The organism is Anaeromyxobacter soli, from assembly GCF_022808855.1.
In the GTDB taxonomy this organism is placed as follows: Bacteria; Myxococcota; Myxococcia; order Myxococcales; family Anaeromyxobacteraceae; genus Anaeromyxobacter; species Anaeromyxobacter soli.
In genome coordinates, this window is sequence record NZ_JAKZLF010000019.1 from 48,679 (window position 1) to 73,452 (window position 24,774).

Here is a 24,774-nt window from a genome sequence, read left to right on the forward strand (position 1 = left end):
TGCGCGCCACGCGGCGGGTGACGGCCGATCGGGTGTACGTCCGTCGCGAAGGGGCGGTGGCGCAGGGCCCTCCACCGCGCCAGGGGGCATCATGAAGAACTTTGCGATGACGGGCGTCGGCGGGTACATCGCGCCGCGCCACCTGCAGGCGATCAAGGATACTGGCAACCGCCTCGTGGCGGCACTGGACCCGCACGACGCAGTCGGCATCCTCGACCGCTACTTCGACGACGTCGCGTACTTCCGGGAGTTCGAGCGGTTCGATCGTCACGTCGAGAAGCTGCGGCGCCGCGGCGACGACGAGCGCATCCACTACGTCTCGATCTGCACGCCGAACTACCTGCACGACGCGCACATGCGCTTCGCCCTGCGCGTCGGAGCCGACGCGATCTGCGAGAAGCCGCTCGTGCTGAACCCGTGGAACCTCGACGCGCTGCAAGAGCTGGAGGCAGAGACGGGGCGGCGGGTGTTCAACATCCTGCAGCTGCGGCTGCACCCGACCATCGTGGCGCTGAAGGAGCGCATCGCCGCGGAGCCACCCGGCAAGATCCACGACATCGACCTCACGTACATCACCTCGCGCGGGCGCTGGTACGGCGTGTCCTGGAAAGGCGACGTCGAGAAGTCCGGCGGGATCGCGACCAACATCGGGATCCACTTCTTCGACATGCTCTCCTGGATCTTCGGGAGCGTGCAGGAGATGCAGGTCCACGTGTCCGAGGCCACGCGCGCGGCAGGCATGCTGCGCCTGGAGCGCGCGGTAGTGCGCTGGTTCCTCTCGCTCGCGAAAAGCGACGTGCCCCAGGCCGCGCGCGACCAGGGGAAGACCACCTTCCGCTCGCTGACGGTGGACGGTCAGGAGATCGAGTTCTCGGACGGGTTCACCGAGCTCCACACGGCCGTGTACCGGGAGATCCTGGCGGGGCGCGGCTTCGGACTCGAGGCCGCCCGTCCATCGGTGACCCTCGCGCACGACATCCGCGTCGCCCCAGCCGTGCGGACCTCTCCCCAGCTGATGCATCCGTTCGTCACCCGAGCGTCTTGAGGAGCCCATGGACTATTTCGTTCACGAGTCTTCGTACGTCGATGATGGAGCTCAGGTCGGCAAGGGCACGAAGCTCTGGCACTTCTGCCACGTGCTCTCGGGCGCGGTGATCGGCGAACGCTGCAGCTTCGGTCAGAACTGCTCGATCGCCGGCGGCACGACCATCGGCAACAACGTCAAGGTCCAGAACAACGTCTCCATCTACGAGGGCACCGTCATCGAGGACGACGTCTTCCTCGGCCCGTCCTGCGTGCTCACGAACGTGACGAACCCGCGCTCCCAGGTGGTGCGCCGCGCGCTCTACGAGAAGACGCTCCTTCGCCGCGGCGCCTCCATCGGCGCGAACGCCACCGTCGTCTGCGGGGTCACGATCGGCCGTTACGCCTTCGTCGCGGCCGGCGCGGTGGTCGCGAAGGACGTGCCCGACTACGCGCTCGTGGTCGGGGTGCCCGGCCGCTTTGCGGGGTGGATGAGCCGGCACGGGCATCGGCTTCCCAAACCTGACGGCGAGGGCATCATGCGCTGCCCGGAGAGCGGGCTCCGCTACAGGGAGGTCGAGCCAGGCGTGGTGCGCTGCCTGGATGTCGACGAGGAAGCACCGCTCCCGCCCGAGCTGGCGGTGGGCAAGGTGGCGTACGACACCTTCAAGAAGTGAGAGCGCGCGTGGCTGAGCATTCCAGGATCCCCGTTCTCGACCTCGCACCGGAGCTGGACGAGGTCGGGCCTGCGCTCGAGGCGGCGTTCCGTCGCGTCATGGCCTCGGGCCACTTCATCCTCGGGCCCGAGGTCGATGCGTTCGAGCGCGAGGTCGCCGAGTACCTGGGCGTTCGGTACGCGATCGGCGTGAACTCGGGGACCGACGCGCTCGTCATCGCGCTCCGGGCCCTCGGCATCGGGCCAGGCGACGAGGTCGTGACTTCACCGTTCACGTTCTTCGCCACGCCAGAGTCCGTCAGCGTGGTCGGGGCGACGCCGGTCTTCGTCGACGTCGATCCCGAGACCTTCAACCTCCGGCCCGAGCTCGTCGCGCGCGCGATCACGCCCCGCACGAAGGCCATTCTTCCCGTCCACCTCTTCGGCCATGCCGCGGATCTCGAGGCGCTGCAGTCGCTCGCCCGTGCGAAGGGACTCCGAATCGTGGAGGACGTCGCGCAGGCTTTCGGTGGGTCGCTGAACGGCCGGAAGCTCGGGACCTTCGGCGACGCAGGGGCCTTCTCGTTCTTCCCCTCGAAGAACCTCGGCTGCCTGGGAGATGGCGGGCTCGTCGCGACGAACGACGCGGAGGTCGCGGACGCCGCCCGCATGCTGCGCGCGCACGGATCCCGGAAGAAGTACGAGAACGAGCAGATCGGCTACAACTCGCGGCTCGATGCGCTCCAGGCGGCGTTCCTCCGCGCGAAGCTGCCGCACGTCGACGCGTGGAACGCGGGTCGGCGTGAGGCGGCGATCCGGTATCGCGAGCTGCTCGCCGGAGTGCCTGGCATCGTGCTCCCCTCGGAGCGCCAGGGGGTGCGGCACGTCTATCATCAGTTCACGATTCGCGTTCTCGACGGGCGCCGCGATGCGCTGAAGGCAGCGCTCGCCGACGCCGGCGTCGACACGATGGTGTACTACCCGAAGGCGGCTCATCGACTGCCGGTCTACGAGGGGTTCGGAGAGTTCCCGCAAGCCGATGCGGCGAGCGGCGAGGTGTTGTCGTTGCCGATGTGGCCGCGGATACCTGTCGCCGTTCAGGAACGGGTCGCGAGAGCGCTCCGCGAAGCGAAGGCTCGTGGATGACATCGGAGCGCAGAGCTGGATGAAGCTGGCCTACATGACGGCGTCCTTCCCGTACGGAACGGGCGAGACGTTCCTGATCTCGGAGATCGCCGCGCTGAAGAGCTTGGGGGTGGAGCTGTACGTGATCCCCCTTTATCCCCGGGGTAGTCGCAGGCCGGACTGGGACCCTGACACCGAGGGGGTCCACTTGCTCGACGAGGGACTCTGTTCGATCCGCGTTCTCCTGGGCGCAGCCAGCGCTTGTTCAAGGGAGCCTCTCGCCTCGGCGCGCGCCGTCTTCAAGTTACTGAGTGCATCAACACGGCACGCGGCGAAGAACCTCGCCGTCGTCCCGAAGGCGCTCTGGGCTTTCCGGGAACTCGAGCGAAGGGGCTGTGAGCATCTCCACGTGCACTGGGCTGCGACCACGGCGTCCGCCGGCATGGTGGCCGCGCAGTTGGCCGGAATCCCCTGGTCCATGTCATGCCATCGGTGGGATATCCACGAGAACAATCTGCTCGCTGCAAAGGTGCACTCCGCGGCGTTCACTCGGTTCATTTCCCGTGGGGGCCAGCGCGATGCGGGGCAGCTCGGCGCCGCCGCGGGCCGTACGCATGTGATCCCCATGGGAACCTGGGTGCCGCCGTTCGTTCCGCCCCTGCTATGGCCGAGCGGCACTCCCTTCAGAGTCCTGTGTCCAGCGAATCTTCTTCCGGTCAAAGGTCACTCATACCTGCTGGCGGCGTGTGCGGAGCTCATCGCTGAAGGTCGCGACGTAGAGCTTGCACTGGCTGGCGATGGGCCGCTTCGCGGAGAACTAGCTGCGCAAGCAAGGCGCGCCGGAATCGCTGGGCGTGTCACGTTTCTGGGGCACCTTCCGCGGCCGGAGCTCCTCAGGCTGTACGAAGACCGCCGGGTCAACGCAGTCGTGCTTCCCAGCCTGGACCTCGGCGGAGGGGAGCATGAGGGCGTGCCGGTCTCGCTGATGGAGGCGATGGCCTTTGGCGTTCCGGTGCTCTCGACGCGGACGGGATCCATTCCGGAGCTGCTTCCGGACGACCTCGGTCTCACGGTGCCGCAACGAAACGCATCCGCACTTGCGGAGCGTCTGCGCCTCCTCATTTGCGACGAGCAGCACTATCGCTCGGTCGGCGCGATGTGCAGGACTCGCGTTCGCGAGGGCTGCTCAGTGGACAGCTCTGCCGCGCGCCTGCTGGCGTTGATTCGCCGCGACGCACATGAGCCCTGCCGACTCTAACGAAGGATGCCGGGAGGGGGCTGCCTGAGCTTCTGAACGGCCTTCGTGATCAGCGCACGCAACGATTGGCCTCGAGATGCGGCCTGCCTCTCGAAGCGCGCCCGGGCATTCGCAAAATGAACGGCGCGCTCGGGAAATGTCATCTCGAGCGCGGAGAGCTGTGCGATGTGAAGGCGATGATAGAAGGGGCTCGCCAACGTTCCTTGCGTGTCGTAATTGGACCAATACGGCCCGCAATAACGGGGAAGCCAGCGGCAGAGCGCGGCCAGCGTGCGGTCGAGGGCGACCGCAACCGCGTCGTCGGGTCGCACCAGAAGGAAGTCGTGCAATCCAAATAGCGAGAAGATCCACCCATTCAAGACGGCGTTCTCACGCTGCGACGCAACTTCTTCCAGCACCAGCCCCTCGGGGACATCGCGCGCAACCCCACCGCGATCCACTGGCAGCAGCATGAGCGCAAGGGCGCGGCGCGCTGCCTCGAGAAACACCTCGTTGCGCGTCACGTCATACGCACGGACGAGCAGTGACGTGCCCTCGCCTTGCGTCATGGACGAATACTCTGACCGATCCTGGGCACCCAGGAGCGACCACACGGGCCACCCACCCAGCCGGTCCTGGTGCTCGAGGGCCCATTGGGCTCCTGCCAAGAATACATCGCGATGCGCAGGCACGCTCCGGCCAGTCGCAAGCCACAGATCCCAGTGCCCCAGGGCTTGCTGGAAGACTGCGGTCGGGTACTGTACCGGGCTTCCGTCAGCAAGCTGATTGAGAATCAGTCCATTCTCGTCGACTGGGCCCTGCCAGCGAGCTTTCCCGGTTAGATCATTGAAATACCCGGCCAGTTTTCCGGCAACGAACTGTGAGCCGAGCCCTTGAGGGGCATGCCAGTACCCCCGCCCGCTCAGCATGCCACCCCAATGCCGAAACATCTGAATATAGAGCCGGACACGACTTCCAACGCGAGAACGCGTCTGGACCCTGCCGGTGGGCGCTGTGTCAGTCACTGAGCTCTCGAGTACCCAAGAAGAAGATCTCGCATTGCACGATGGTCCTTCGCAAATATCAGGCATCGCTCCACAGCCGCGCCTAGGTTTGCCGGTCGATAGCGCGTCCTGAAAGCCTGCAGTAGAGGTTCTCATACGCCGACGCCATCACGCGTACATCAAGCGCTTCGCTGGCGAGTCGCGACGCAGCGAGTCCCATGGCGCGTCGGAGTGTGGCGTCGGATCCGAGCTCGAGCATTGCGTCGCCAAGGGAACGGGCGTCCTTCGGACGCGCGAGACGACCCGTCGTGCCCGAACGTACGAGCTCCGGGACGCCGCCCACGGCAGTAGCTGCGACCGGGAGGCCAGCCGCCATTGCCTCCATGATCGAGACCGGAGTTCCCTCCCAGTCCGAGGACAAGACAAACACGTCGGACGCTCCCAGGAGCGAGGGCATGTCGCGGCGCTCGCCGAGAAACCGGACACGATCTCGGATTCCAAGGGCGCCAGCCTGATTCTGGACGCTTGTCAGCAGCGGCCCGTCACCTGCGAGCAGGAGTATCGCCGTGGGGAGCGCCACGGTCGTACGGGCAAACGCGTCTATCAGAAGATGCAGGTTCTTCTGCGGAGCGAACCGTGCGACGCACACGAACACCACCGCATCGTCCGGCACCCCCTCGGACGCGCGCCAGGCTCTGCGGTCCATCGATGGGCTCGCCATGGCTGCCAGGGGAATGCCGATCGGGATGAGCGCCGCCGGTGGGCGGCGATAGAGGAGTTCGAAGGAACGAGCTACCTCGGCGCTGATCGCAACCGGCGCCACTCCCAAGCGAAATGCAAACCGGTACGCGACGCGATGAAGGGCCGGGACCTCTTGCCGGGCGATGTTATGGACTGTGTGAACGCACGCAATTTCACGCTTCACCAGCGACGGAAGCACGTACGACAGCGCGAACCGATGAGTGTGCACCACGTCTGGCCGGAGTTCGCGGAGTGTTCGCCAGACTGCGATGGCGCATGAAGGGTCCGGGCCGGGTCGCTTCGAGAGATAGTATGACCGGACCCCGCCCCGGTGGAGTTCCGATTCGATGATCGACCCTGCTGCCGGGTAGAGACTCAAGACGGAGGCATCGACCCGCCGGGGATCGAGCGCGCAAAGGAGATTGAGCAGCATGCGCTCGGCACCGCCGGTGCCCAGATTGGGAATCACATGCACCAAGCGAAGACGGTCAGTCATGCATCCTCCTCGCCTGGAAGACGTCATTTGACGGGCTCATGAAGGATCGATGCTCGCGGACGAACGCTGCCCACCCGAGGTCGGCTCCTCCGGCGGGAGGCTCTGAGCTCGGGTGAGCGAGCGCTCGGCGCTTCGCAAGACTGCGGCGCTGCCCAGGATCTGTGCCACTGACCCGATGCCCGCACCCAGCGCGGCGCCATGCAGGCCGAGAACCGGTACCGCGAGAGCGCACCCGCCCCACGTCACCGCCGCGGCGAAAAGGAAGAGGATTACCTGGATGCGGAGACGCCGCGCCATGGTCATGGAGTATCCAAGGAACGAAGCCCCGTAGGACAGGCCAGCGGCGATGCTCAAGGAGACGAGTACGCTGGCACCCTGGGCATAGTCGGGTGTGTACACGATCGAGAGAATCTGACGTCCCGCCAGGAAGCTGAGGGCGGCGCCCGCCAAGCCGATCCCGAGTCCCAGACCGAAAAGCCGCCACGTGATCCGGCGGAAGTCCGCCACCTCTCCGGACGAGAAGGCCCGCGCGATGCGCCTGACCGTAGCGGTGGCGATGCTGCTGACCAGGTTCGCTCCGACGTTCGTGAGCTGGCTCGCGGCTGCGAAGATCCCGAGCGCGCTGATGCCAAGGTGTCGGTCCACGAACAATCGAGGAAGGTTGGTCTGAACAGCGACGAGTCCCATCACCACCCCGAGCGGGAGGCCGAGCGTAGCGAGGGCGATGACCCCGCGGAGACCAGAGCCCTTCGCGGACCACCGCGGCTCTCCGGCATTCCAGCGCGACACGACGACGAGCGCGGCGAGCGGGCCGAGCCCGCTCGCGAGTGCCGCGATCGAGGCATGCCGCCACACGCTCATGGCAGCCGCAGCGGCGCCGAGCGCCATTGCCCCGTTCACGAACAGTGCCTTCGCGACCCGATCCATGCGCTCCTGGCGCTGGAGCCATCCGAGGTGGATGTCGACGAGAGAGTCCAGTGCCTTCGCGACGCCGACGGCAACCATGACTGCCAGCCTCTCGCCTCGATAGCCGAGCGCGAGCACGATGAGGATGGTCGCAACGAGCGCCCCGGTCGTGAGCAGGCGGCGCGCCGTCAGATAGTCGCGAAACGACACTTCGTCGTCGCTCGCGGACACGAGCAGTTGCCGAAGCTGAAGGGTCGAAAAGACGAATACGGGGGTCGTCACCGCCCACGCGAGAGCGAGTTCTCCGACCATGCCCTCATGGCCGAGCTTCGCGACTGCGATGGTGATGCCCCACTGCGAAAAGCCGAACGCGACGTTGCCCGCCAGCGTCCATCCGACGAGCCGGTAGAGGGACGAGGACCGCATCACGGGAGCTCGGGCGCGGAGACGGGTGAATCGGAACTCTTGGTCGAGAGCGCGTCATCGCGACCCACGGCCAGCTCCGGAGCTGCCAGAGCGACCCCCATGACCACGAAGAACAACTCCTGCACACGCTCCCCGAAGAAGGACGGGACGGACAGGCCATTGACCAGCCACCCCAGGGTCGTCGCCGAGCACGCCATGCCCAGAACCCTTGCACCCGGGCTCTCGAGACTCCGAAGCAGTCTCAGAAAGCGTAGGCACGCAAACGCGAACACGATCGTACCCGCGAGGCCATGGACCAAGAGCAAACCAAGGTAAAGATTGTCGAGAGGAGCAGAGTCCGCCGAGCGGAGTCCAAAAAGCGGATTCTGAGTGAATAGCTCCCAGTTCGTCTGCCAGAAAGGCAAGCGGCTTTCGAAGATGGACTCTCCGGACCCATCCCCTCGGGCCTCCATGAGCTGCATGAGCCGCTCGAGCGGGACCTCCGGCAACACCGAGTACAATCCAACCAGGACCACAGTGCCCGCCACCACAAATCCCAACAATCGACGGCGACCCGCCCTCCACAGGAGGTACATGAGCACCGTGAGCGCGCCCGCGTATGCACCTCGCGACCAGCTAATCGCGATGAGCCACGTTGCCGCGAACGTCGCTCCCGCGAGCAGGAGCCGCGCTCGAGAACGGTCGGCCTCCACCAGGAGTGACCCTATCACGGCGACGCCCAGAACCCCGAACGAGCCGAGGACGTTCGGCTGCCCGTCGAAGGTCCCATACGCACGACCAAGATCGAGCGCTTCGAGCACGAGGTCGAAGTCAGCCTTGCGAGTGTAGTTGGCCGAGAGGAACCCGTATATCGGTTCCCACTTGAAGAGTTGCGCCGTCGCGACTCCGGCCATCAGGACGGTCAGGAAAGCCAGGAACCAGGAGAAGGAGCGGCGCTGCGTGTCGGTTACACGAGCGCCGGCCGTCAGCCCGAGCAGCATGACGAAGGGCAGGCGGAACGTCCCCCACGCGCCGGCGAGCGCGCCGCCGACCGAAAGCCCCGGGGCAAAGATCAGCGACCAGAGAGCGGAGACGAGTGAGAAGCCAGCGAACCACCATAGGGGACGCATGGCCGGGTTCGACACCGCCACACTTGCCGCATCCGGATCGCGACGCACCGTCAGGTAGACCAGTGGCAAGAGAAGCACCTGGTCCAGCTTGACCCCGCGGCTCGCAAACTCGAAGTCGATCGGCAAAGGTGGCGCGAACACGACAATCGCGCAGAAGGCGGCCAGGAACGCCAAAGCCCACCGTCCGCCGATGCCAGGGACTTCGGCGGTCACTCGAACGCTCCTCGATCCAGCAAGCCACGTACCTCTGAAGCCACCGCACGGCGTCGAAGACGCCGTACTGCGCCGCGAGGGGTACGAGCCGACCGTTGGCCGACGCAAGCGTCACCGGGCTCCCGTGCATCCTCGCGCGTCCAAACGCGTCCGAGCAGGCTCCCCCTCACGTCCTGATTACTCGCATTCTCACGGTCGAAGTCGTAGCAGAGCATGCCGCCACTCGGGTTGCATCTCAGCCTCCAAGCGCCGCCAGGAAGCGCCGCGAGAGAACGTCGTAGGTGTGGTGCTCGAGGATGAACTTCCGGCCTCGCGCGCCCATCTCCGCGCGCTCCCCCGCGCTCGTCGCCATCAATCGATGAACCCCGTCCGCGATCGCGCCAGGGTCTTCGGGGGCCACGGATATGCCGCAGCGAGCCTCGGCCACCAGGTCGTTCCCGGCCTCGATCGCGTGGAGCACCGGCTTCGCCGCCATCATGTAGTCCATGAGCTTGTTCGGACTCACGCCGAACCGGTAGAGCGGGCTGCGGTGCCAGCCGATGAACAGGGCGTCCATCGCGGCGAGCAACGCGGGGATCGTGCGCTTCTTCACCGGATCCAGGAAGATCAGGTTCTCGAGCCCGAGCCTCGCCGCCCGGGCACGCAGCGCCTCCTTCTCGGGACCGTGTCCGACGAGCACGAACCCCACCGGCGTCTGGACGACGCGCGCTGCCGCCTCAACCAGCACCTCCAGGGCGTTCGCGACGCCATGCGCGCCAGCGTAGCCGATCAGAAAGGGGCATCGCCTCCGAAAGGCCTGGAGGGCGGAGGCGGCCTCCGTGGGGAGGGGCTGGTCGCTCGCTTCCCATTCCGCGACGTCGATTCCGTTCGCCACGTAGACGAACTTGCCGGGCGCGAGCCCGTGGGCGCGCATGTGAGCCTCCGCTCGCGGCAGCATCGAGACGACGCGATCGGCGCGGCGATAGGCGAAGTCCTCCGCCACCTGCATCGTCGCGATGAAGGGATGCCATCGCGACATGTTACCGAGCTCCATCGGCGACAGCGGCCAGAGGTCGTGGACCTCGTGGACGAAACGCGCGCCGTAGCGGCGCGCAATCCTGTGCGCCGGGAATGCATCCAGCGGGTAGGTCGAGGACGACACCACCGCATCGGGCCGGAACTCCGCCGTCACGAACCGTTCGTGCCGATAAAGCCCCGACAGGAACGCGAGCATGTTCCGGATCCGACCCACGCCATTGCCGTGGTACTCCCCACCAGGCAGCCAGCAATACTCGACGCCGTCGAGCATCTCATGACGAGGCACGGTCGAGGGCTCCGGCTGGGCAGCCCGGAGGTGCGAGAACGACGAGGCCACGACGCGCGTCCGGTGACCAAGGCGGTTCCAGGCGCGTGCCATGTAGAACGGACGGTACTCCATGCCGTGCTGCGTGGAGCCCGCGTAATGATTGATGAGAAGTATGTTCATCGAAAGTTCATCGCCTCGACGTCCGCCGGAGGCGCCCGCCCCCTGTCGCCGAGAAGAACAGTTGGTGGCACGGTCCGTTGCCCCCGTGGTAATGGCTCTCGCGTACTGGGCGCCGGTCCTCAGGGACCATCAACCTCCGTGCGATGAGAGTCGCCGGAACGCGATAAGCTGATCGTGCGGAGTATCTCTAGTGACACCATATGTGGTCACCAAGCGAGCCGTCGACGTGTCGGCGTCGCTGATCGGTCTTGCGCTGCTCTCGCCGCTTCTCGTCGCCGTAGCGGTGGCCGTCAAGCTGGACAGCCCCGGCCCTGCTTTGTTCCGGCACGAGCGCATCGGCCGCGGCAGACGGAAGTTTCTCCTTCTCAAGTTCCGCTCCATGACGCACGGCGCAAGCGGTCGAGACGTGACGGTAGCAGGCGACGCTCGTGTCACACGCGTCGGGCGCCTGCTGCGGCGAACGAAGATCGATGAGCTCCCACAGCTCTGGAACGTGCTCGTGGGCGACATGAGCCTCGTGGGCCCACGCCCCGAGGTCGACCGTTACGTCCGAATGTTTGCGAGCGACTACGACGACATCCTCCAAGTCAGACCCGGCATCACCGATCTCGCGGCGATCGAGTACCGCGACGAGGAGCGGATCCTGGCAGCGAGCCGCGATCCGGACGCGGAGTACTGCCGGATCGTGCTGCCAGCGAAGATCGCGCTCTACCGCAGATACCTCGCCGAGCGGTCGCTCCGAACGGATTTCGTCATCCTCGCCAGAACGTTCGCAGCCATTCTGCGTTAGGCGAGCGCCCTTCGAAAGGCGCTCGATGGCGGCAGCGGGGATCGCCTGGGAGACGGTCACGCAGTTCGTGACGTACCATCGCGACTCGAACGAGCCGAACGCGCCGCTGGGCCAATTCCGAGAAGTTCGGCCACCCCACCTCGACGCGCCCACTCCCAGGCGATTGACGCAGCGATCCCCAGGAGAGTCGCCATCGCGACGATGCGCAGCCGTTGTGGCCTCGCCTTGCGTGTGGGTAACGTGGGCATGTCGAGCACCTGGAAGGTGGAAACCTCGCGGGCCTCGTTCGCCTTGGCGGCCTCGAGCCGCTCCAGCGCGAATATCAGCGTCGCCTCGCTCACCTTGCGATCGCGGAAGATCGCCTCGAACTCCGCACGCAGTTTCGGGACGTCGAGTGCAGCCGGAAACACACCAGCGCGCGACGTCTTGCCTCGCGATTTTGCGTTCGCCGGCGTAGCGGAGACCTCGGTCGCGGGCTGCTCGAGGTCGCGAAGCTTCTCGTTCACGACCGCGATCTGCGACCGAAGCTGCTGAAGTGTCGCCTCGTCACCGGCCGAGAACGTCCGCGCGTAGTCGAGCTCCAGCTCCTTGTTGATGCGTTGCGTCTGCAGCGTCGCCAGCGCCGACACGACCGCCTTCGTCTGCGTCTCTATATCCACGATCTGGTACTTCTCCTGGAATTCACGCATCCGTGTGGCCGTACCGTCTGCCTGCTGACGTAGCTCAGCGACTCTCTTCTCGAGGAAGTTCACCTCCTCCGAGGCCGAGCTGACATTCACGCGGCGAAACACCTGGTTCGCGAAATTCAGAAGGTAGGCGAGCATCTCCTGGACGAAGCGGGGGTCCTTGTCCTCGCACGACACCTGGACGAGGTTCGGCTTCGGCAGCGCCTTGACGTCGCAGTGCTCCCACAGGGCGTCGCGTGCGTTCTCCTGATACCTCTTCCCATACCGGTCGCGCAGATTGAACTTTTCCACGACTGCATCGGTCACCGAAACGCTCTGCAACACCGCTGCGATTCGTGGCACATCCGCGCCCCCGCCGGCAGAGTCGAATCCCGCCGCGAGGCTTGCCACCTCTGCGCCGAGCATGCTGGAGATTCCCTGCCGTTGACCCCTGGCCGGGACGACCGTGGCAACGGACCGATACCATTTCGGTGCGAGGACCGCGTAGATCACGCCGCCCAACGCAAAAGCGAGGGTGAACGCCGCCAGACGCTTCTGCACGGCGCGATCTCTGAGGAACGAAAGGTCCAGCGGTGACATGGCCCAGCTCACTTCCTTGCGGAGATGACTACGGCAACACCGCTCAAGACAATTCCGGCGGCACCGAGGAAGATCTGAACGACCTCCGACCGCGAGAAGTTGCGCTCCGGTACGATCACCGATGAGCCCGGCTCCACGTTCAGGTCCGATGCGTACTTCTTCGTCTCACCGTTCGGCGTCACGACGCGTACGCTGGAAAGGCCCTGCGCGAACCGATTCCGGCCGCCCGCGAGCGACAGGTACTGCTGGATCCCGAAGTTCGGGTTGTACGGGTACTCGCCGGCCTTGAACACAGCACCCTCCACGAGGATGCTCCGCCTCTTGAATGGCACCACGAGCGAGTCGCCCAGCTCGACGGGACGGTCCGCGCTCAGATCGCGGACCATCACGAGCTGGTAGAGGTTGACGGGCAGTGACGTCCCGTTGCGCAGCACGTAGGCGCCGGTGAGATCCGCGAGGGGTCCGACACCGCCAACGCGATCGAGGAGCGTCCGGACCGAATCGCCCTGGACGAACGGCAGGCGCCGCGTCGCTGTAGCATCGTTCGGCGCGGTAGCGCCGGCGATCGCGCCGATAATCATGACGGACCGCTGAAGGTCCGCGAACGCCGGAATCCTGACGCTGTCTTCGTGCTGAATGGTGGCGGTCGGGAGGGACCCGTCCGCCCCGAAGGGAAGCAGCGTCTGGTCCTGGCGGTCCTCCTTCGATCGTCGTACTAGGCTGATCGGCAGGCGCTGGGTCGCGGTCGGCGCGAGTCCACCGGCGAGCTCGACGAGCTCTGCGAGGTCACGCTTTCCCGTCAGCTCGTAGCGCCCTGGGCGATTGACCGCGCCGTCGACCGTCGCAGCAAGCTCCTCGAACGGCACGCGCACCACGTCGCCGTCGAGGAGATACGGGTTCTGCGCCACGTCGCCGGTGAGCGAGTAGACCAGCAAGTCGGCGCGGAGCTCCTTGCCGTCTCGCCGCCGGATCTCGATGCGGCGCCTCGAGGCGTTCGGCCCGAAGCCACCCGCGCGTGCGATGAGGCTTGCGACGCGATCGAGCGCGCGAGCAGGGTATGAACCCGGTCGCTTCACGTCGTCGACAACCTGCACGAGGAACGTCCGCGGCTCGGCGAGCGTAACGTCGAAGCTTAGCCGCGGGTAGAAGCGCGCCACGGAGTCACGCATGATCCGCCGCGCCTGAGACAGGGTCTTCCCGCCGAGATCGAGAAAGCCTGTCTTAGGGACGAACGCGCGGCCTTCCAGATCCACGGTCACGCGCAGCTTGAAGTTCTGGACGCCCCAGAAGTTCAGCTCGAGGATGTCCCCGGGGCCGCACACGTACGCGTCGGGATCCAACGGCGCGTCGATCGCAGGAACCCTGGCGGCGAGCGAGCGGTCGATGCCCGAGACCCCCATCCCTGTCTGGTCCCGTGGGGCAACCATTTCGGATCCGTCGCGGGTGTGATCCCGCTCGCGATCCAGGTCAGGAACCGTGAACGGCGGCTGATACGGGGACGCGCTTCCGGGCGCGGTTTCGCCGGGCGTCGTGGGGAACGTTCCGGGTGACTGCAACGTCTGCGCGAGCGCGACGTTGCTCATCCAAAAGACGGGCTGGCAGCAGAGCAGCACAGCCACCGCGCGACCGAAAGTCGTACGAAGCATTTCACGTCCGAGGTGAGCCCGCGCGGCGGAGCCCCGTGGGCACGTGCGCGAGTGGGTCAAGATCGCGCCTTGTGGGCACGAGCCGAGCAGAGAACGTTAGGGGCATTCCGGGTCCCGGCTCGGACGGCCAGTGCACGATGGACGTTACCTCACTGGGTCCCTCCGGTCCAGACTGCGAGCACGACCGAACCTTTGGCTCGACAGCCATGAACTGGTGGCGGCGCGGTCTCCGATCCACCTGCAACTCGCCCGCGCGCTGACCAGTTGCACGTGACCGTCAAGCGCCGCGCCGCTGCCACTCCGCGCGGAACCGGCGGAGCGCCTCATCGATTGGCAGGGGCTTCGTCCGGAGCAGCGCCGCCGCGCGCTCCGTGCGCAGGCCCCCGCGCAAGGGACGTGGGGCGAGGAGCTTCACGTCCGCGGTCCTGACCGGAACGATCTCGCCCGAAAGACCGAACTCGGTCGCCACCCTCCGCGCGAACTCCACGCGATCGAGCACGGTGGCGTCGCTCGTGTGCAGGACGCCCCGGTAGGTCGTCTCGAGCAGCAGCTCGAGGCACATCGCCGCGCCGTTCGCGGCGAGCGTGGTCGAGACGAGCTGGTCCGAGAACGCGTGGACCTTTTCTCCGCGCGAGAGCTTCTCCACCACCTGCGTCGCAAAGGTGGCCTTCGCCCCCTGCCGACCGCTGTACACGACTGCGACGCGCCCCACGGCGCAGTCCGGCACGAGCACGAGCGCCGCCTCCTCGCCGCAGCGCTTCGTGCGCGCGTAGACGCCGCGCGGGTTCGGCACGTCGTCCTCGGAGTACGGGCCGGCGGTGCCGTCGAAGACGTAGTCGGTAGAGACCGCCACGAGCCGCGCGCCCAGGGCGCGGCAGGCGCGGGCCACCTGCTCGCTGCCGCCGACGTTCACGCGCCAGGCGAGCTCCGGGTCGCGCTCACAGGCGTCCACGTCGGTCGCGGCTCCCGCGTGAAGTACCGCCTCGGCACCGAACTCGCGGAGGACCCGCTCGACCGACGCGCCGTCGCCGAGGTCGGCCTCGGCCCAGCGGTACGCGCCAGGCGGCAGCCGACATGGCCCGCGGCCGATGGCGAGCACCTCGTGACCGCTCGCAGCGAGCGCTGCCACGGCCTCGCCGCCGAGCAGCCCGTTCGCCCCGGTGACCGCGACGCGCACTACCGGCCTCCGTACTGCTTCTCGTAGTACTTCAGGTATTCGCCGGAGATGATCCGCTCCCACCACGGCCGGCGCTCCACGTACCAGCGCACGGTCGCGGCGAGCGCGTCCTCGAACGCGTGCCGCGGCGCCCAGCCGAGCTGGGTCCGCGCCTTGGTGGAGTCGATGGCGTAGCGGCGGTCATGGCCGGGCCGATCCGTCACGTACCTGATGAGCGACTCGGGCTTGCCGACGAGGCGGAGCACCTGCTTCACGATGTCGATGTTGTGGCGCTCGCTCGACGCCCCGAAGTTGTAGACCTGCCCGCTCTCGCCCTGCTCCAGCGCGGCGAGGAGGCCGCGACAGTGGTCCTCGACGTGGATCCAGTCGCGCACGTTCATGCCGTCGCCGTACACGGGCAGGGGCAGGTCGCGGAGCGCGTTCGCGATCATGAGCGGGATGAGCTTCTCGGGAAACTGGTAGGGCCCGTAGTTGTTCGAGCACCGCGTGACGACCACCGGCAGCTTGAACGTGTGCGCGTAGGCGAGCGCGAGGAGATCGCTCGAGGCCTTCGAGGCGGAGTACGGCGAGGACGGATCGAGGGGCGTCTTCTCGGTGAAGAGGCCGGTCGGCCCGAGCGAGCCGTACACCTCGTCGGTGGAGACGTGGACGAAGCGCTTCACCCCGAGCTCGCGCGCCGCCTCGAGCAGCACCTGAGTGCCGCGCACGTTCGTCTCGATGAAGACGGACGGGGAGAGGATCGAGCGATCGACGTGGCTCTCGGCCGCGAGGTGCAGCACCGCTTCGATCTTCTCCGTCCGGAAGACGTCGGCGATGAGCTCGCCGTTGCAGATGTCGCCGCGCACGAAGCGGTAGCGCGGGTTCCCCTCGAGGTCGGCGAGGTTCTCGGCGTTCCCGGCGTAGGTGAGCTTGTCGAGGTTGACGATGCGCCACTCGGGCCGCTCGGCGAGGAGGAGGCGCACCAGATTCGAGCCGATGAAGCCCGAGCCGCCGGTGAGGAGGACGTTCATTCTTGATTCTCCAGCTCAGTCGAACAGCGGCGCGTCGGCGAGGCGCAGCCCGGCCGCGTCCTTCGCCGAGACGACGGGCGAGTCGCCGCCGGTCTGCCAGTCGATGGCGAGGGTCGGATCGTCCCAGCGGATGCAGCGCTCGTGCTCCGGGTGCCAGTAGTCGGTGGTCTTGTAGAGGAACTCCGCCTCGGTCGAGCGAACGAGGAACCCGTGGGCGAAGCCCTCCGGGATCCAGAGCTGGCGCTTGTTCTCGGCGGAGAGCACCTCGCCCACCCACTTGCCGCAGGTCGGCGAGCCGCGGCGGAGGTCCACCGCCACGTCGAGCACCTCGCCGCGGACCACGCGCACGAGCTTTCCCTGCGGGCGCGGGAGCTGGTAGTGCAGGCCGCGCAGGACGTTCCGCGCCGACAGGCTGTGGTTGTCCTGCACGAACTCGACGGCCCGCCCGACCGCGGCGTCGAAGGCCTTGCGGTTGAAGCTCTCGAAGAAGAAGCCCCGCGCGTCCCCGAACACCTTCGGCTCGAGGACCAGCACGTCCGGGATGCGGGTGGGCCGGACGTTCATCAGAAGACCCGCGTGCCGACGAGCCCGCAGACGTACTGGCCGTAGCTCGACTTGCCCAGGGCCGCGGCGCAGCGCTCGAGCCGGGCGTCGTCGATCCATCCCTGCCGCCAGGCCACCTCCTCCGGGCAGGCGACCTTGAGCCCCTGGCGCTTCTCGATGGTGGCGATGAACTGCCCCGCGTCGAGGAGCGAGTCGTGCGTGCCGGTGTCGAGCCAGGCGTAACCTCGGCCCATGATCTCGACCGCGAGCTTGCCCTCGTCGAGGTACAGGCGGTTGAGGTCGGTGATCTCCAGCTCGCCGCGCGCGGAGGGGCGCACGGTGCGCGCCTTCTCGACGACCTCCTCGTCGTAGAAATAGAGGCCCGTGACCGCGTAGCGCGACTTCGGCCGTGCCGGCTTCTCCTCGATGCTGACGGCCCGCCGCTTCTCGTCGAACTCCACGACGCCGTAGCGCTCCGGGTCGGTCACCGCGTAGGCGAAGACTGTCGCCCCGTCGCGCCGCTCGTCCGCGGTCCGCAGCACCTGCTGCAGCTCGTGGCCGTAGAAGATGTTGTCGCCGAGCACGAGCGCCGACGGGCCATCCCGCACGAAGTCCGCTCCGAGGATGAACGCCTGCGCGAGGCCGTCCGGGCTCGGCTGGACCTTGTACTCGAAGTGCATGCCCCAGGCGCCGCCGTCGCCGAGGAGCTCCGCGAACCGCGGCGTGTCCTGCGGCGTCGAGATGACGAGCACCTCCCGGATCCCGGCGAGCATCAGCGCCGTGAGCGGGTAGTAGATCATCGGCTTGTCGTAGACGGGCAACAGCTGCTTCGAGACGGACAGCGTGGCCGGATAGAGCCGGGTTCCGGCGCCGCCAGCGAGGATGATGCCCTTGCGCCTGGTCGTCATGGGATCCGCCGCGTCTCCGAGCGTTGGAGCAGCCCCGCGTCGTCGCGAGGATGAAACCGTCGGAGCCGCGGCCCGCCTGCAGCTTGCAGCGTCGAGGCGCTCGAACGCCCGTCCGCCGGCCAAGACCGCGAGTCCGCGATCTTCTACGACGCTCCGCGCGGCCGGCGCAAGCGCGGCCGGAGTCCGCTTCCGCTCACGGCAGGCTGGCGCCGTCTCGCGCCGCGGGGCAGCGTGGCGACGCCGGCGGCCGCGGCGTCAGCGCGCAGCCTCGTCGCTCGGCACCCACACCCGGACCCAGTCGATCTCCATCCTGGTGGTGCTCGTCTCGCGCGAGCCGTAGCCGCCCGCCGGGACGTCGCCTGCCCAGCTGTGATCCAGCACCTCGCAGGTGAGATACAGATCCTGCGCGATGTTCGACACGGCCGCGCTCGTCCGGAACACCGGCTTCTCGTCGATGTAGAAGGTGTAGCCCTCCGGGGTCCACAGCACCGAGTAGTCGTGCCACTCGCCCTTGAGCGGCGCGCCATCGGGGTGCGCGACGGTGCGGTTGCTCTTCTTCCACTCGCTCCCGAAGCCGTCCCAGTTGATGCCGACCTGGACGTAGTTGGGCATCCGCCACCCGCTGCCGTCGATCTCGCGGTGCTCGTAGATGTCCACCTCTACGCCGGCGGCGCCGGGATCGCCGATTGGGTTCCCGTAAGTCTCCGGCCACACGAAGAACGAGCACCACTGGCCGTAGCTGTCTCCGAACCGGGCCCGCGTCTCGTAGTAGCCGTAGCGCGCCTTGAACTTGCCGTGCGTGGTGATGTGACCGGCGTGGTGCACGCCCGCGTCGTCGGTGAAGGTGATGAACGTGAGGATGCCACCGCTCACGTCGAGCGCCTCCGGGCCTCTCACGCCGCCCTTCCACCTTCCACTGTTCACGGTCCACTTGCCGGAATCGACCGCGGACCCGGAGAACTCATCCCGCCAGGCGAGCGTGTAGCCGGCGAACGGGGCGTCGGGCACCGGTTCGCCGGGAGCGCTCGGATCCTGCGGGGTGCTCGGGTCCTGCGGCCGCGGGATCGGCACGTCCGGCGTCGTCCCTCCTGGGAGCTCCCCCGCCGTCCTCGCCGGCGGCCCCTCCGGCTCGAGGAGCCCGCACGCGGAGAGCGCGAGCGCGGCTGCGACGACGATCCGGATCTCGTGGCGCATGGTCTCCCCCCCCCGCCGAGCCGCCCTAGTACGACCAGTTGACGCCCGCCGCGACGACCCCGTTGCCCTTCCGCTCCGTGGTGTCCCAGGTGCGGAGGCGGTCGAGCTGCATCTCGTCCCGGTACGTGAGGAAGAGCCCCCCCGGCCGCCAGTCCCAGCGTCCGAGCGCGAACGACACGCGCCACTCGGGCGGCGTCGCCGTGCCCTCCAGCGCGCCCGGGATGGTCCAGCCGAGCCCGCCGGTGGCGAACCAGGTCCGCGCCACGAGCAAGGTGGTGCGCGCGCCGAGGTACGGGCCGCCGCGGAACGGCAGGGTGGCGAACGCGCTCGGCGCGATGCAGAACGGCCCCCCGCACAGGCTCGGGAGCTTGTAGCCGAGGCTCGCCTCGGCGTCCTTGAGCGTGAACGAGTCGTCGGGGCGCACCGGCCCCCAGTCGTGCACGTGCAGGAAGAAGGAGTTGTCCCGCCAGTCCTCGAACCCGAGCCCCCACAGGAACCGCACGTCGCCATCGCGGGAACGCGGCGTGAGCTCCGCGCCCAGGCGCACGAACGACTTCCACCAGGGGGCGGCCGTCACGATTGCGCCGGTGGTCTGCCGGTCGATGCCGCGGTAGCCGAGGAACGCCGTGCCGCTGAGGTGCTGGCCGGGAAGCACCGGCGGGAGCACCTGCACCGGGCCGCTCGTCATCTCGGGGACCACCGTTCGAGGCGGCTCGCCGAGGCCGTCGTCGCCCCCGCGCGCCTCCGGCGGAGCGGCGCCGACGGCGACCGCCAGCGCGACGATGGCGTAGCGCGAGCTCACTTCCGGAAGCTAGCGGTGGGCCGGCGGACGGCAATGGGCGCGCCCGCGGCACGGCGGGGCGCTCCGATCTTCGCCACGAGTGGAGAGGCGCACGCTCGTTTGGCCGTGGCGCGCCCTCGGGGGATGCGCCGTGGCCTCGCGTGGACCTCCGTCCGCGGGCTTGCTCCCGGCGCTCGCACGCTCGACGTTGGAGCGCTGGGACCGCGCTTGCGAACTTTACCCTTCGTGTTGCTGCTCGCGGCGCAGGCCGCGGCCAGGCAGGAGCCTTTCGGCTCGCCGGGGGTGCCGAGGTCCACCCCCGAGGTCGAGGCCGCGCCCGCGGTTCGCCCGCCCGAACGGGCCCGCGCGAGCGACCACGGCTTCGTGCTCGAGCTGCACAGCGACTTCGGCTTCGAGCGGCTGGTCGCGATCCAGTACCCGGACGATACCCGCACGACGATGCACCTCAACGACGGCTTCGCCTTCGCGCTGGGCTGGAGCTTCCTCCCGCTCTCGCAGGGCCGCCTCGCGACCCGTCTCGCCGCCGGCTTCAAGCTCGACATGCTCCGCGCGTCGAACGGGGACGCGCTCTTCACTACGGTGCCCGTGGACCTCATGGAGCTCGCCTACGCGGGGCCGTTCCGGCTCGGGGCAGGCGCCTCGGTGCTGCTGTGGCCGCGCATGCGCGGCGGCGGGTTCCTCGAGGATGCGCGCTTCCACTTCGATCCGGCGCCCGGCGTGGTGCTCGACGCGGAGTGGATCGTGGCGCCCCGGACCCGCACCGGCCTCGGGCTGCGGGCGAGCTGGTACCGGTTCTCCTGGGACGGCGGATCGCGGGGCGCGCCCTCGATCGGCCTCCTCATCCGGACGGACCTGCCGGTCGGACGGCGAGTGCGATAACATCGCGCCGCCCCCATGGATCCCGGTCTCGACCGCTCGTACCGAGCCCTGAACGACTACTTCGATCGGATCTTCGTCCTCACGCTGCCGCGCGCGACCGATCGCCACCCGGCGATCGAGCGCTCGCTCGGTGGGCTGCGCTACGAGCTCGTGTACGGGCAGGACAAGCTCGAGCTCGACCTCGCCGACCTCGAGGCGCGCGGCGTCTACGACGATCGCGCGGCGCGGCGCGCCCACCGGTACGGTCGCAGCATCACGCTGGGTCACATCGCCTGCGTCCTCTCCCACGCGCGGATCTGGAGGAGGATGCTCGACGAGGGGCACGAGCGCGTCCTCGTCTTCGAGGACGACGCCGAGCCGATCCCCGAGGCCATCGGGCTCGCTCCGGCGGTCCTGGAGCAGCTCCCTCCCACGTTCGAGCTCGTCTACCTCGGCTACAAGGGGCGCGAGGCGGTCACGGCGCGGCGGCGGCTCGACCAGGCCGCCTACGTCGCGCTCGGGGCCCTGGGCCTCATCCGCTGGAGCGCCCGCGAGGCGATGAACCTCTTGCCGCGCCCCTACTCGGACAACCTCCGCCGGGCCGGGCGCCACGATCACACCCACGCGTACGCGCTGAGCCGCTCCGCAGCCCGGAAGCTCCTCGCCTCGCAGCAGCCCGTCGTCCTGAACGTGGACACCGGCATCGGGCGGCTCGTCCTGCGCGGGGAGCTCGAGGCCTACGTGAGCGAGCCGAAGCTGTTCCGGCAGCGGGGTGACACCTCGTACATCCTCGAGGGGCCACCGACGGCACAGCGGTAGGGAAAGGGTTCTCCCTTCGCGCGATCCGTTCGCGTAGAGTCGCGCCGCCTCCATGCGCTCCCGACCGCTCGCCCTCGCCTTCGTCCTCGCTCTCTCGCTCCCCGCCGTCGCGCCAGCGGCCGACGACACGCGCTGCACGCCGGCCGCGACCTTCGCGGTGGACGGGTTCCGGGACCCCGCCGACGACCTCGCCCGCGTCGGCGAGCTGGTCGGCGCGGTCGCGCCCGAGCCGCGCCTCATCCGGCGCGGCGGGTTCCGCCTGGAAGAGACCTGCGCCGCCGTCGCGCTCCCCTGGAACGTCGCGCCCGCGCCCGCGGACGGCGAGCGCTTCCTCACGGCGCTCCCCGCCCGGCTCGAGGGCACGTTCAACTCCCGCTTCCCCGAGGGCGCGAACGACGGCCTCCTGTGGGCGGGCCGCGGCGTCTCGGCGTTCGCCACGGTGGGCGTCGCCGGACGCTACGGGCCGCTCTCCTTCGCGCTCGCCCCCGAGGTCGCGGTCTCGCAGAACCGGGACTTCACGCTCGTCCCGAACGGCAAGACCGGCGATCTCCGCTTCCAGAACGCCTGGTACGGCGACACGATCGACTATCCCCAGCGCTTCGGGGCGGGGACCCCGACCTTCTGGGCGCCCGGCCAGAGCTACCTGAGGCTCGACGTCTGGAACGTCGCCGCCGGCGTCTCGACCGAGAACCTCTGGTTCGGGCCGGGCATCCGGAACTCCATCGTGATGTCCTCGGCCGCCGCCGGGTTCCCCCACGCCTTCGTCGGCACCTCGCGCCCGGCCGACATCTGGATCGGAACGGTGGAGGCGAAGGTGCTCTGGGGGCGGCTCGACCGCACGCGCTACGTCACGACGCCGACGCACCCGCTCCTCACCGCGCTCGTGGTGGACTACACCCCGCGCTGGCTGCCGCGCCTGTCGCTCGGCCTCGCGCGCGTTCAGCTCCAGGTGTGGGACGACCTGCGCGTCCGCGACTGGTTTCCGTTCTTCCAGAGCTTCGAGAAGAAGAACCTCAGCTCCTGGTACGGCGGCCCGCAGGGGGACAACCCGCGCGACAACCAGCTCGCCTCCGCGTTCGGCCGCTGGGCGTTCCCCGAGAGCGGGCTCGAGATCTACTTAGAGTGGGCCCGCGAGGATCACGAGAACTCGTGGGCGGGCTTCATCCGCGAGCCGGACCACACGCAGGCGTACACGCTCGGCCTCCAGAAGGTCGCGCGCCTCGGCGAGCGCTGGGTGCGCTTCCACGCCGAGTACACCGACCTGCAGGAGTTCCGCCCGGTCACCAGCAGCCGGGGGCAGCCGGTCTACTACATCCACGGGAACGACCTCTCCTACACGTACCAGGGCCAGCTCCTCGGCGCGTGGATCGGGCCGGGGGCAGACTCGCAGCTGGTGGCGCTCGACGTGTTCGGCAAGCGCGGCCGCATCGGCGGCTACCTCGAGCGGGTGCGCCGGAACGAGCCCGTGTTCTGGCTCGTCATCGACCCGAACAACCCCGGCGAGATCTCCCACGACACGGAGGTCACCGCGGCGGTGCGCCAGGTCTTCTTCGCGGGGCCGGTGGACGTCTCGTGGGAGGCGGCGGCCACTTACCGCTGGGACCGCGACTTCCTCCGCAACGAGCCGAACCTCCGGCTCGGCGTGCAGCTGGCGATGCCGCTCGGCCGCCGGCCTTGATCCTTTGCGGATGCGTCCGCCCGCCCGCTCGTTCCGGGGGCAGCCAGGGTCTGGTAGAACCGGACGGTCATGACGTCCCTGTCCGTCCTCGTCCCCGTCTTCAACGAGCAGCACCTCGTAGCGACCTCGCTCGCGCGGCTCGAGCTCCTCGAGACCTCGCCGCACCTCGAGCGCGTGCAGGTCATCGTGGTGAACGACGCCTCCAAGGACGGCACGGCGGGCGCGCTCGCGGCGTTCGCGGCGCAGCGCGGCATCGCCTGGCACGAGAACGGGCCCGTCGCGGAGGGCGTGCGGCTCCGCGGCCACGGGCGCACCGGGCGGATCGAGTGGGTGTTCCTCGAGCACGTCGTGAACGGCGGGAAGGGCGCGGCCATCCGCACCGCGCTCGCCGACGCCGACTGCGAGCTCTCGGTCATCCACGACGCCGACCTCGAGTACCACCCGAAGGACCTGCTCCGCATCGTGAAGGTCTTCGTGGAGGAGCAGGCCGACGCGGTGTTCGGCTCCCGCTTCGCGGGCGGCGAGGCGCGGCGCGCGCTGCTCTTCCGCCACGAGCTCGGTAACCGGCTCCTCACGTTCCTCACCAACTGGGTGACGAACGTGAACCTGACGGACATGGAGACCTGCTACAAGGCCGTCCGCACCGAGCTCCTCAAGTCGCTGCCGCTGCGCTCGAACGACTTCCGCCTCGAGCCCGAGCTCACCATCAAGCTCGCGAAGCGCGAGGCGCGCATCTTCGAGGTGCCCATCAGCTACTCGGGGCGCACCTACCAGGAAGGCAAGAAGATCAACTGGCGCGACGGCCTGAAGGCGCTGTTCGCCATCCTGCGCTTCTGGCTCTCCGACGAGATCTACGCGAAGGACGCCCACGGCTCGCAGATCCTCGGGCGGCTCGCGCGCGCGCCGCGCTTCAACGCCTGGATGGCCGACACCATCCGCCCGTTCTGCGGCCAGCGCATCCTCGAGATCGGCAGCGGCACGGGCAACCTCACCCGCCAGCTCATCCCCCGCAGCCGCTACGTCGCCTCGGACATCAACCCGCTCTATCTCCAGACCCTGCGCAGCCTCACCGCCGACCGGCCCTACCTCGACGTCGCCCTCACCGACGTCACCGCGGCCGGCTCGTTCCCGAAGGTCGAGGGCGGCTTCGACACGGTGGTGTGCCTCAACGTCATCGAGCACGTGGAGGACGACAAGGGTGCCCTCGAGAACATCCGCGCGGTGCTCTCCGAGCGCGGCCGCGCCGTGGTGCTCGTGCCGCAGGGGCCGGAGCTGCTCGGCACCCTCGACGAGGTGCTCGGCCACAAGCGGCGCTACACCGAGGCGTCGCTCCGGGTGCTCGCAATCGAGAGCGGCTTCGAGGTGAGGGAGGTGCTGCGCTTCAACCGCGTGGGCACCGCCGCGTGGTGGCTCAACGGCAAGCTCCTCAAGCGCCGCTCCTTCGGGCTCCTGCAGATCGTCGCCCTGAACCTCCTCACGCCGCTCTTCCGGCTCGTGGACCGGGTGCTGCCGCTGCCGGCCCTGTCGCTCATCGCGGTCCTCGAGCCGGCGCGCGCCGGGCGCGCCGCGGAGCCGCAGTTCCCGCAGGAGGCGCTCGAGCCGGTGCCGCCCTCGCTCGACGTGGGGTGAGGCGCGCCCCGCCCGCGCCGGAGGGCGAGCGGGGCGCGTGACGATCCGCGGGCCT

General features: G+C 68.4%; 22 protein-coding genes. 9 read left to right on the forward strand and 13 right to left on the reverse strand.

The features are described from left to right. Nucleotides 1-91 precede the first annotated feature (91 nt). From MLV88_RS14100 to MLV88_RS14115, 4 genes are read left to right on the forward strand one after another with little or no spacing between them, the layout of a single operon-like run. A complete protein-coding gene (locus MLV88_RS14100) occupies nucleotides 92-1,045 on the forward strand; it encodes a Gfo/Idh/MocA family oxidoreductase (RefSeq protein WP_242335581.1) in 954 nt (317 codons plus the stop codon). 7 nt (nucleotides 1,046-1,052) lie between these two features. Further along, complete coding sequence (locus MLV88_RS14105; RefSeq protein ID WP_242335584.1) at nucleotides 1,053-1,700, forward strand: acyltransferase; 648 nt, start codon at nucleotides 1,053-1,055, stop codon at nucleotides 1,698-1,700. A gap of 8 nt (nucleotides 1,701-1,708) precedes the next feature. After that, entirely contained in the window at nucleotides 1,709-2,824 is a 1,116-nt protein-coding gene (locus MLV88_RS14110) for a DegT/DnrJ/EryC1/StrS family aminotransferase (RefSeq protein WP_243337743.1), read from the forward strand. A 19-nt stretch (nucleotides 2,825-2,843) separates the two neighbouring features. Next, a complete protein-coding gene (locus MLV88_RS14115) occupies nucleotides 2,844-4,061 on the forward strand; it encodes a glycosyltransferase (protein WP_243337744.1) in 1,218 nt (405 codons plus the stop codon). Here the strand turns inward: MLV88_RS14115 and MLV88_RS14120 are convergent. The 5 genes from MLV88_RS14120 to MLV88_RS14140 all read right to left on the reverse strand — a co-directional run bounded on the left by MLV88_RS14120 (nucleotide 4,058) and on the right by MLV88_RS14140 (nucleotide 10,400). After that, the gene (locus tag MLV88_RS14120) at nucleotides 4,058-4,609 is read right to left on the reverse strand and encodes a D-glucuronyl C5-epimerase family protein (RefSeq protein WP_243337745.1); all 552 of its coding nucleotides are present in this window, start codon (nucleotides 4,607-4,609) and stop codon (nucleotides 4,058-4,060) included. The genes MLV88_RS14115 and MLV88_RS14120 overlap by 4 nt on opposite strands. A gap of 538 nt (nucleotides 4,610-5,147) precedes the next feature. Beyond that, nucleotides 5,148-6,281: a glycosyltransferase gene (locus MLV88_RS14125; protein ID WP_243337746.1), complete on the reverse strand. Its 1,134-nt coding sequence runs from the start codon at nucleotides 6,279-6,281 to the stop codon at nucleotides 5,148-5,150. 36 nt (nucleotides 6,282-6,317) lie between these two features. After that, nucleotides 6,318-7,613: a lipopolysaccharide biosynthesis protein gene (locus MLV88_RS14130; protein WP_243337747.1), complete on the reverse strand. Its 1,296-nt coding sequence runs from the start codon at nucleotides 7,611-7,613 to the stop codon at nucleotides 6,318-6,320. Next, nucleotides 7,613-8,935: an O-antigen ligase family protein gene (locus MLV88_RS14135; protein ID WP_243337753.1), complete on the reverse strand. Its 1,323-nt coding sequence runs from the start codon at nucleotides 8,933-8,935 to the stop codon at nucleotides 7,613-7,615. Before MLV88_RS14135 ends, MLV88_RS14130 begins: the two co-directional genes overlap by 1 nt. 235 nt (nucleotides 8,936-9,170) lie before the next feature. Next, nucleotides 9,171-10,400: a glycosyltransferase family 4 protein gene (locus tag MLV88_RS14140; RefSeq protein ID WP_243337755.1), complete on the reverse strand. Its 1,230-nt coding sequence runs from the start codon at nucleotides 10,398-10,400 to the stop codon at nucleotides 9,171-9,173. 202 nt (nucleotides 10,401-10,602) lie between these two features. Here MLV88_RS14140 and MLV88_RS14145 point away from each other — a divergent pair, with 202 nt between their 5' ends. Continuing rightward, nucleotides 10,603-11,190 carry a sugar transferase gene (locus MLV88_RS14145; RefSeq protein ID WP_243337757.1) on the forward strand — a complete coding sequence of 196 codons (588 nt, stop codon included), beginning with the start codon at nucleotides 10,603-10,605 and terminating at the stop codon, nucleotides 11,188-11,190. Between the two features lie 56 nt (nucleotides 11,191-11,246). Here MLV88_RS14145 and MLV88_RS14150 read toward each other — a convergent pair whose 3' ends face one another. From MLV88_RS14150 to MLV88_RS14185, 8 genes are all read right to left on the reverse strand, one after another. After that, complete coding sequence (locus tag MLV88_RS14150) at nucleotides 11,247-12,455, reverse strand: GumC family protein (RefSeq protein WP_243337759.1); 1,209 nt, start codon at nucleotides 12,453-12,455, stop codon at nucleotides 11,247-11,249. Nucleotides 12,456-12,463: 8 nt separating this feature from the next. Next, complete coding sequence (locus tag MLV88_RS14155) at nucleotides 12,464-14,038, reverse strand: SLBB domain-containing protein (protein WP_243337761.1); 1,575 nt, start codon at nucleotides 14,036-14,038, stop codon at nucleotides 12,464-12,466. 340 nt (nucleotides 14,039-14,378) lie between these two features. Beyond that, a complete protein-coding gene (locus tag MLV88_RS14160) occupies nucleotides 14,379-15,278 on the reverse strand; it encodes an SDR family oxidoreductase (protein ID WP_243337763.1) in 900 nt (299 codons plus the stop codon). Beyond that, the gene (gene rfbB / locus MLV88_RS14165) at nucleotides 15,278-16,288 is read right to left on the reverse strand and encodes a dTDP-glucose 4,6-dehydratase (RefSeq protein WP_242360395.1); all 1,011 of its coding nucleotides are present in this window, start codon (nucleotides 16,286-16,288) and stop codon (nucleotides 15,278-15,280) included. The genes MLV88_RS14160 and rfbB overlap by 1 nt, the downstream gene beginning before the upstream one ends. A 15-nt stretch (nucleotides 16,289-16,303) precedes the next feature. Continuing rightward, nucleotides 16,304-16,852, reverse strand: a complete 549-nt coding sequence (rfbC, locus tag MLV88_RS14170; protein WP_243337764.1) for a dTDP-4-dehydrorhamnose 3,5-epimerase — start codon at nucleotides 16,850-16,852, stop codon at nucleotides 16,304-16,306. Further along, entirely contained in the window at nucleotides 16,852-17,739 is an 888-nt protein-coding gene (gene rfbA / locus MLV88_RS14175) for a glucose-1-phosphate thymidylyltransferase RfbA (RefSeq protein ID WP_243337767.1), read from the reverse strand. Before rfbA ends, rfbC begins: the two co-directional genes overlap by 1 nt. 255 nt (nucleotides 17,740-17,994) lie before the next feature. Beyond that, on the reverse strand, nucleotides 17,995-18,933 hold the full coding sequence (locus MLV88_RS14180; protein WP_243337769.1) for a glycoside hydrolase family 16 protein: 939 nt from the start codon (nucleotides 18,931-18,933) through the stop codon (nucleotides 17,995-17,997). A gap of 25 nt (nucleotides 18,934-18,958) precedes the next feature. Then, nucleotides 18,959-19,735, reverse strand: a complete 777-nt coding sequence (locus MLV88_RS14185) for a hypothetical protein (RefSeq protein WP_243337770.1) — start codon at nucleotides 19,733-19,735, stop codon at nucleotides 18,959-18,961. 225 nt (nucleotides 19,736-19,960) lie between these two features. Here MLV88_RS14185 and MLV88_RS14190 point away from each other — a divergent pair, with 225 nt between their 5' ends. The 4 genes from MLV88_RS14190 (at nucleotide 19,961) to MLV88_RS14205 (ending at nucleotide 24,719) form a co-directional block, all read left to right on the forward strand. After that, nucleotides 19,961-20,614 carry a hypothetical protein gene (locus MLV88_RS14190; protein ID WP_243337772.1) on the forward strand — a complete coding sequence of 218 codons (654 nt, stop codon included), beginning with the start codon at nucleotides 19,961-19,963 and terminating at the stop codon, nucleotides 20,612-20,614. A gap of 15 nt (nucleotides 20,615-20,629) precedes the next feature. Then, entirely contained in the window at nucleotides 20,630-21,412 is a 783-nt protein-coding gene (locus MLV88_RS14195; RefSeq protein ID WP_243337774.1) for a glycosyltransferase family 25 protein, read from the forward strand. A gap of 52 nt (nucleotides 21,413-21,464) precedes the next feature. After that, nucleotides 21,465-23,090, forward strand: a complete 1,626-nt coding sequence (locus tag MLV88_RS14200) for a capsule assembly Wzi family protein (RefSeq protein ID WP_243337777.1) — start codon at nucleotides 21,465-21,467, stop codon at nucleotides 23,088-23,090. Nucleotides 23,091-23,159: 69 nt separating this feature from the next. Further along, entirely contained in the window at nucleotides 23,160-24,719 is a 1,560-nt protein-coding gene (locus MLV88_RS14205) for a glycosyltransferase (protein ID WP_243337779.1), read from the forward strand. Nucleotides 24,720-24,774: the final 55 nt, after the last annotated feature.